General features: G+C 62.2%; 5 protein-coding genes and 2 pseudogenes. 4 read left to right on the top strand and 3 right to left on the bottom strand.

Translation table 11 applies throughout. The features are described from left to right. Positions 1–199: 199 nt before the first annotated feature. Positions 200–1555, top strand: a complete 1356-nt coding sequence (locus QZY07_RS11060) for an IS1182 family transposase (protein ID WP_295402425.1) — start codon at positions 200–202, stop codon at positions 1553–1555. A gap of 118 nt (positions 1556–1673) precedes the next feature. On the opposite strand, the pseudogene QZY07_RS11055 reads toward QZY07_RS11060, so the two are convergent. Together QZY07_RS11055 and QZY07_RS11050 are read right to left on the bottom strand one after the other, a co-directional pair. Beyond that, positions 1674–2053: pseudogene (locus QZY07_RS11055) on the bottom strand (AAA family ATPase). 5 nt (positions 2054–2058) lie between these two features. Continuing rightward, positions 2059–2718 carry an AAA family ATPase gene (locus tag QZY07_RS11050; RefSeq protein ID WP_295402423.1) on the bottom strand — a complete coding sequence of 220 codons (660 nt, stop codon included), beginning with the start codon at positions 2716–2718 and terminating at the stop codon, positions 2059–2061. 21 nt (positions 2719–2739) lie between these two features. Here QZY07_RS11050 and QZY07_RS27395 point away from each other — a divergent pair, with 21 nt between their 5' ends. Next, a complete protein-coding gene (locus QZY07_RS27395; protein ID WP_363184084.1) occupies positions 2740–3198 on the top strand; it encodes an AbrB/MazE/SpoVT family DNA-binding domain-containing protein in 459 nt (152 codons plus the stop codon). Then, positions 3179–3568 carry a type II toxin-antitoxin system VapC family toxin gene (locus QZY07_RS11040; protein ID WP_295402419.1) on the top strand — a complete coding sequence of 130 codons (390 nt, stop codon included), beginning with the start codon at positions 3179–3181 and terminating at the stop codon, positions 3566–3568. The genes QZY07_RS27395 and QZY07_RS11040 overlap by 20 nt, the downstream gene beginning before the upstream one ends. A 378-nt stretch (positions 3569–3946) precedes the next feature. Here the strand turns inward: QZY07_RS11040 and QZY07_RS11035 are convergent. Further along, a pseudogene (locus QZY07_RS11035) lies at positions 3947–4288 on the bottom strand (transposase); the annotation flags it as partial. A 317-nt stretch (positions 4289–4605) separates the two neighbouring features. On the opposite strand from QZY07_RS11035, the gene QZY07_RS11030 reads away from it, so the two are divergent. Further along, positions 4606–5097 (top strand): hypothetical protein, encoded by a 492-nt coding sequence (locus QZY07_RS11030; RefSeq protein WP_295402417.1) that lies wholly within the window; start codon positions 4606–4608, stop codon positions 5095–5097. The last annotated feature ends 236 nt before the right edge of the window (positions 5098–5333 follow it).

Here is a 5333-nt window from a genome sequence, read left to right as displayed (position 1 = left end):
GCACGGCGGCAACCGCAGTGGGGTGTCTCGGTCGATGGGGATGAACTCGACAGCCATGGAGGCTCCGCTGGGCTTCGGGGTGAGACACACGATTGTACTCGCGATGCGGGTGCTAAGCCGGACAGGCTCCTAGGAGTCTGTCGGACTTCCCGCTCGTCATCCAGGTAAGATGGTTCCGTCGTCCGCGAAGAGTCTTGCCATGAGCAATCAATTCATCCCCATCGATCGAGATCAGCCGTTCGTGATTCCGGTACAGGACTGGCTGGATCCCGATCACTTGGCGCGCTTCATCGTCAGTCTCGTAGATGGCTTGGATGTCGGCGCCCTGGAACGCGCCTACCGTGGCGGGGGCTCCGCGCCCTATCCTCCCAAAATGATGCTGGCCTTGCTGTTTTATGGGTATGCGACGGGCGTGTTCTCCAGTCGCAAGCTGGAACAGGCGACCGATGAATCGATTCCGTTCCTCTACATCACGGGCAATACCCATCCGGATCACGACAGCATCAACACGTTTCGCAAGCGGTTTTTGCGGGAAATGGAAGATCTGTTTACCCAGATCTTGCTCCGGGCGTCTGCCTTTGGCGTCCTGCGGTTAGGCGATGTGAGCCTGGACGGAACCAAGATTCACGCCAACGCTAGCAAGCATCAATCGATGAGTTGGGGCGATGCCAATCGCTTGGAAGAACAGTGGCGTGCCGAAGTGCAGGCCTTGCTGACAAAAGCCGAGACCGCCGGCGACCAGGAACCGGTCGCCGGGATGAAGGTGGGGGAAGAAGTGGCGATGCGCCAAGCGCGGTTGCCGCAAATCGGTGACGCGAAAATCGAATTAGACGCGCGTGCGCAAGCCCGTGATGACCTTGAGAAGGCGGCGTATGAAGAGCCGCTGGCGCAGCGCCGAGCGCGCGAACTGCAACGGGGACGCAAGCTGGGAGGGCGTGCACCGAAGCCGCCGGAGCCGGGGCCGCGCGAGCGCGATCAAGTGAACTTCACCGACCCGGAATCGCGCATCATGCCCGTGTCTGGGGGTGGTTTTGAGCCATGCGATAACGCCCAGACAGGAGTGGAACACGACCGTCGTCTGATCGTCGAACAGCCTGTCACGCAACACCCCAACGATCAGCAGGAACTGACGCCGGCACTGGCGAATCTGGGGGCGTTGCCGCAGACGCTTGGGCACGTCCGATCGCTGGTGGCCGATACGGGGTATGGCAGCGCCACCAATGCCGAGGCCTGTGAGCAAGGGCACATCATCCCACTCCTGGCCGGCGCTCGCGAAACCCACCATCCCAGTCCGGAAGCCCGCTTCGCCGAGGCCGCAGTCGCCCCGCCCGCGACCGCCAGTCCCCTGGCCCGGATGCGCCATCGGCTCACGACCGTGGAAGGCAAGGCCCTCGATGCCAAGCGCAAGTCGACGGTGGAACCCGTGTTCGGGATCGTCAAGGAGGTCATGGGATTCCGGCAGTTCCTCTTGCGCGGGCTGCAGGCGGTGACGGGGGAGTGGACACTGGTCTGTCTGGCCTACAACGTGAAGCGGCTTCACGTGCTGGCAGGATAGGTCTGCCCAAAAAGCAGAGACCGGCATCAGAACCGCAAAAAGTACCCGGTCAATGGGTGATTGAAGGGCACATGAATCGTTTTTCGGCCTCCGCGAGGGGCAAATGGTGTCGTCAACCTTAAGTCCGACAGACTCCTAGGAGGTCTTCGCCATGCGGCAGCGCGGCGATATAGGCCAGCTTGCCGCGATCCATCGCCAGATTCTCGTCGAGAATCCGACGCAGGGCCTGTCCCCGATGTTGCAATGCCTTGAGAAAATAGAGGCTCAGGGTCGGATTGTAGAGACTCTCCGTGGCCTCCTCGCTGAAGCGATAACCGTTGTAGAAGGTGCGCATGGTGTCCAGCTCGTCAGCGGGCGACCTGGCGACGGAAGCACCTGAACCCTCCGCGCCCGCCAGCCGTTTCAACACGGCGGCGACCTCGGACTCGGTGAACCGCACAGATCGTTGAACTCGGGTTCGAGATAGAGATTCTCGCCGACGTTGTAGCCGCTGGTCATATCGCTCAACACCACCGGCGAGACCCCGGTGATAAAGACGCGATCAATCCCTGGCCGCCAGCGGCGGCCTTGACCGCCTTGAACACATCCTTCAGCAGACCCTCGCCATAGAGCAGCCCCGCGTAGCGGTCAACGCCCGCTTCCGCCATCAAGACCTCGTTGGCGAAGTTGTCGTATTCGTCGATCAGCAGATAGAGCTTATGAGGCGTCTGTGCAATCGCGGTCAGGGTTGACCGCCAGGAGGACAGCGCGTTCTCCCGATGAATGGAGATGGGGTCTTGAAAATGCCCCCGATAGCGCCGTGCAAAATCCTCGATGCAATCATTCAGATGCTGATGCAGCGCGCCTTCGATGTCACCGACCGCGCCCTGCGACTTGATCAGCGAGAAATCCCAATTCATCACGAAGAAGCGATTGCGCAGCGGGGTGGGCGCGCGCCCGCTCGCCAGCCCGCCGAACAGCGCCTCGAATTGATCGGCGCGGTTGAGATCGTAATAGTGCTCCAGCATCGAGAGCAGCAGACTCTTACCGAAGCGGCGCGGGCGGATGAAGATCAGTTGCCGACCGGCTTCCTCCAAGCGGGGGATCCGGTCGGTGTGGTCCTGATACCAGTAGCCTTCCTGAATCAGGGTCGCGAAATCGCTCAAACCGTAGGGAAACTTCATGCCGCCGCTTACAGCCCGCCAATGGATTCAGGGTCAAGCCAACCCGACCAACGTCTCAAGAGTAGATGCTGGGGTTCACTCGCGTTCACCCCAGCCAGACATCCGTTTTGGTCGCACCCGAGGGTGCTCTTCCGCTTGATTGCCTTCCCAGCCCCAAGTAAGCTTCGATCTTACTTTCCCGCAATCAACAAGCCAATGACTCTCCGTACCGCCATTGAAACAACGCGCCTTTCCAGCAAGGGTCAAGTCATATTGCCGAAGGCCATTCGCGAGCACTATCACTGGTCTCCGGGCATCGAGCTCGAGATCGAGGCGGGTCCGGATGGCATTTTCTTGCGGCCGAAGAAGCCCGTTCCGACCACGACCCTCAGCGAAGTCGTGGGCTGCGCGGGGTATCGGGGTCCGACCAGATCCTTGGATGAAATGGAAGACGCCATCGCCGCCGGAGTGAGCGAAAGACATGCTCGCGGTCGATACTAACGTCGTCGTGCGGATCATCACCAATGATGACCCGGAGCAGAGCCCGAGGGCCGTTGCCCTGTTCGAACGGCAGAAGATCCTTCTCTCCAAGACGGTGCTGCTGGAAACGGAGTGGGTGCTCAGGTTCTCTTACAAGCTCCCTCGCGAGACGATCGTGTCTGCCTTGCGAAAGACGATCGGGCTTCAAGGAGTCGAGGTCGAAACGATAGGAGTCGTCGCCCGGGCGCTCGATTGGCATGAGCAGGGTATGGATTTTGCCGATGCGCTCCATCTTGCCAGCAGCACACAGGCAGCTCAGTTCGCGACCTTCGACGAAAAACTGGCAAAGCTCGCCCAGAGACTCCAAACGAAAGAGATCCTGAGGGTTTGACTGCAACCTGCTCCGGCTCGACTTCACCCTGTTCGAGGCCCCGAAGCAGGCCGATCAGGCCTTGTGGTGCTTCGAGCTGCGAAGCCCGCTCGCCATCGTCGACGTGACGACGCAGAGGCTGTGGCGCAGACGGCGATTGGCTGGAGGTCCAGGACAGCGGACCCGGACTGTCCGAGGCCGAGCTCGCCCAGGTCTTCGCGCCCCGCGTGCGTGGCGCGGCCAGCAATGCTTCCTGAATCAGGGTCGCGAAATCGCTCAGACCCTAGCAGCCTGTCGGACTTGCTCCTCGAAGTAGCCCCTTGAGGGCCACCCGAAGGCCGTTTGTTGCGTAAACGAGACGATTTTCGGCAAAAAGCGCACATTTCTCTGGTTTTTCCCTTACTGCGGACGCAATACGGCCATGCGTTTTAGATTCCACGCCAGGCACACCAGAGTCCATTCGCCCTGAACGTTGTCCAATCCGCGGGTCAGGAATTGGCGGAATCCCATGACGGATTTGATGATGCCAAAGACCGGTTCGACGGTGCTCTTGCGCAGCGCATAGGCGGCTCTACCGGCCCCGGTCTTGAGGCGGCGCGTCATGCGTTGCACCGGGGTCGGGTTGGCGGGCAGTTCGGGTGGTTCGTCGAAGCGCTCTGAGACAGGGGGATGGTGTTCATCGCGCTTGACCGCCATCAGCGGCTCGATGCCGGCGGCCTCGCAGGCGTCCACCAAACGCTGGGGGTTGGCGCGACCCACGGTAGCCCGCAAACCTACCGCGTGCAGGCCGCCAACCGGGGGGCAGACGTTCTTCTATTGCGTCACCCCCGTGACGACCTTCGTGGGGAGCTCCACGACCGGCGCGGAGGTCTGCTCCACAGGCTTGACCATCGACGCCGAACGCCTGACCTGGTATGTGGATCTCAACGCCCAGGGTGCCCAGGATGGCCGCGCTTGGGCAGATGCCTTCCCGACACTGCAGGATGCCCTGACGGTCTCGCGCTCCGGCGACGATCTCTGGGTCGCCGCCGGACTCTATCGCCCGGACGATCAGGGCCTTGGCGATCCCGACGCCAGCTTCGTCATCCCCCAGCGGGGTGGCGGTCTACGGCGGCTTCGCGGGCACGGAGAGCACGCTGGCGGAGCGCGACTGGCGCGACCACCGCGCCATCTTGAGCGGCGATTTCGACGGCGACGACCAGACCGACGCGGCGGGCGTGACCGAGGACTGCGCCGATGTCGTCGGCACCAACAGCCGGCATGTCGTCCAGACCCGCGACGTCGATTCCACGACCCTGATCGACGGCTTCACCATCACCGCCGGCGCGGCCGACACCAACGGCGGCGGCTGGCTGAATGTCGGCGGCGATCCAATCCTGACCAACCTGCGCTTCCAGGGCAACTGCGCCACGTCAGCGGCGGGGCGCTCTACAACCAGGACGGCAGCCCAACCATCGCCAACGGCCTGTTCAGCGGCAATGCCGCTAAAACGAGCGGTGGCGCCATCGGCAACGCCGCCGTGGACACCTTCGAGATCTCTCCAACCCTGACCAACGTCAGCCTCATCGGCAACCGGGCGCCACGGGGCGCGGCCATCAACTCGGCGGGTCTCCCCCGTATCAGGGTTTCACCCAAGCTGACCAATGCTCACGGTTCGCCCATTTTGACAGCTGATTACCCGGATTGGGCGCCCACGCCGAGATAGAGATCCTGCGGAAAGTCGAGCAAGCTGACAATGCGCGACTGCACGGCGTTCAGTGGGGTCATGTTGAGCCAGTCCGTGCCG

The sequence above is a fragment of the uncultured Thiocystis sp. genome, assembly GCF_903866365.1.
In the GTDB taxonomy this organism is placed as follows: Bacteria; Pseudomonadota; Gammaproteobacteria; order Chromatiales; family Chromatiaceae; genus Chromatium.
Note: the sequence above shows the minus strand (reverse complement) of the source record. Positions and strands in the feature narration are given on the sequence as shown.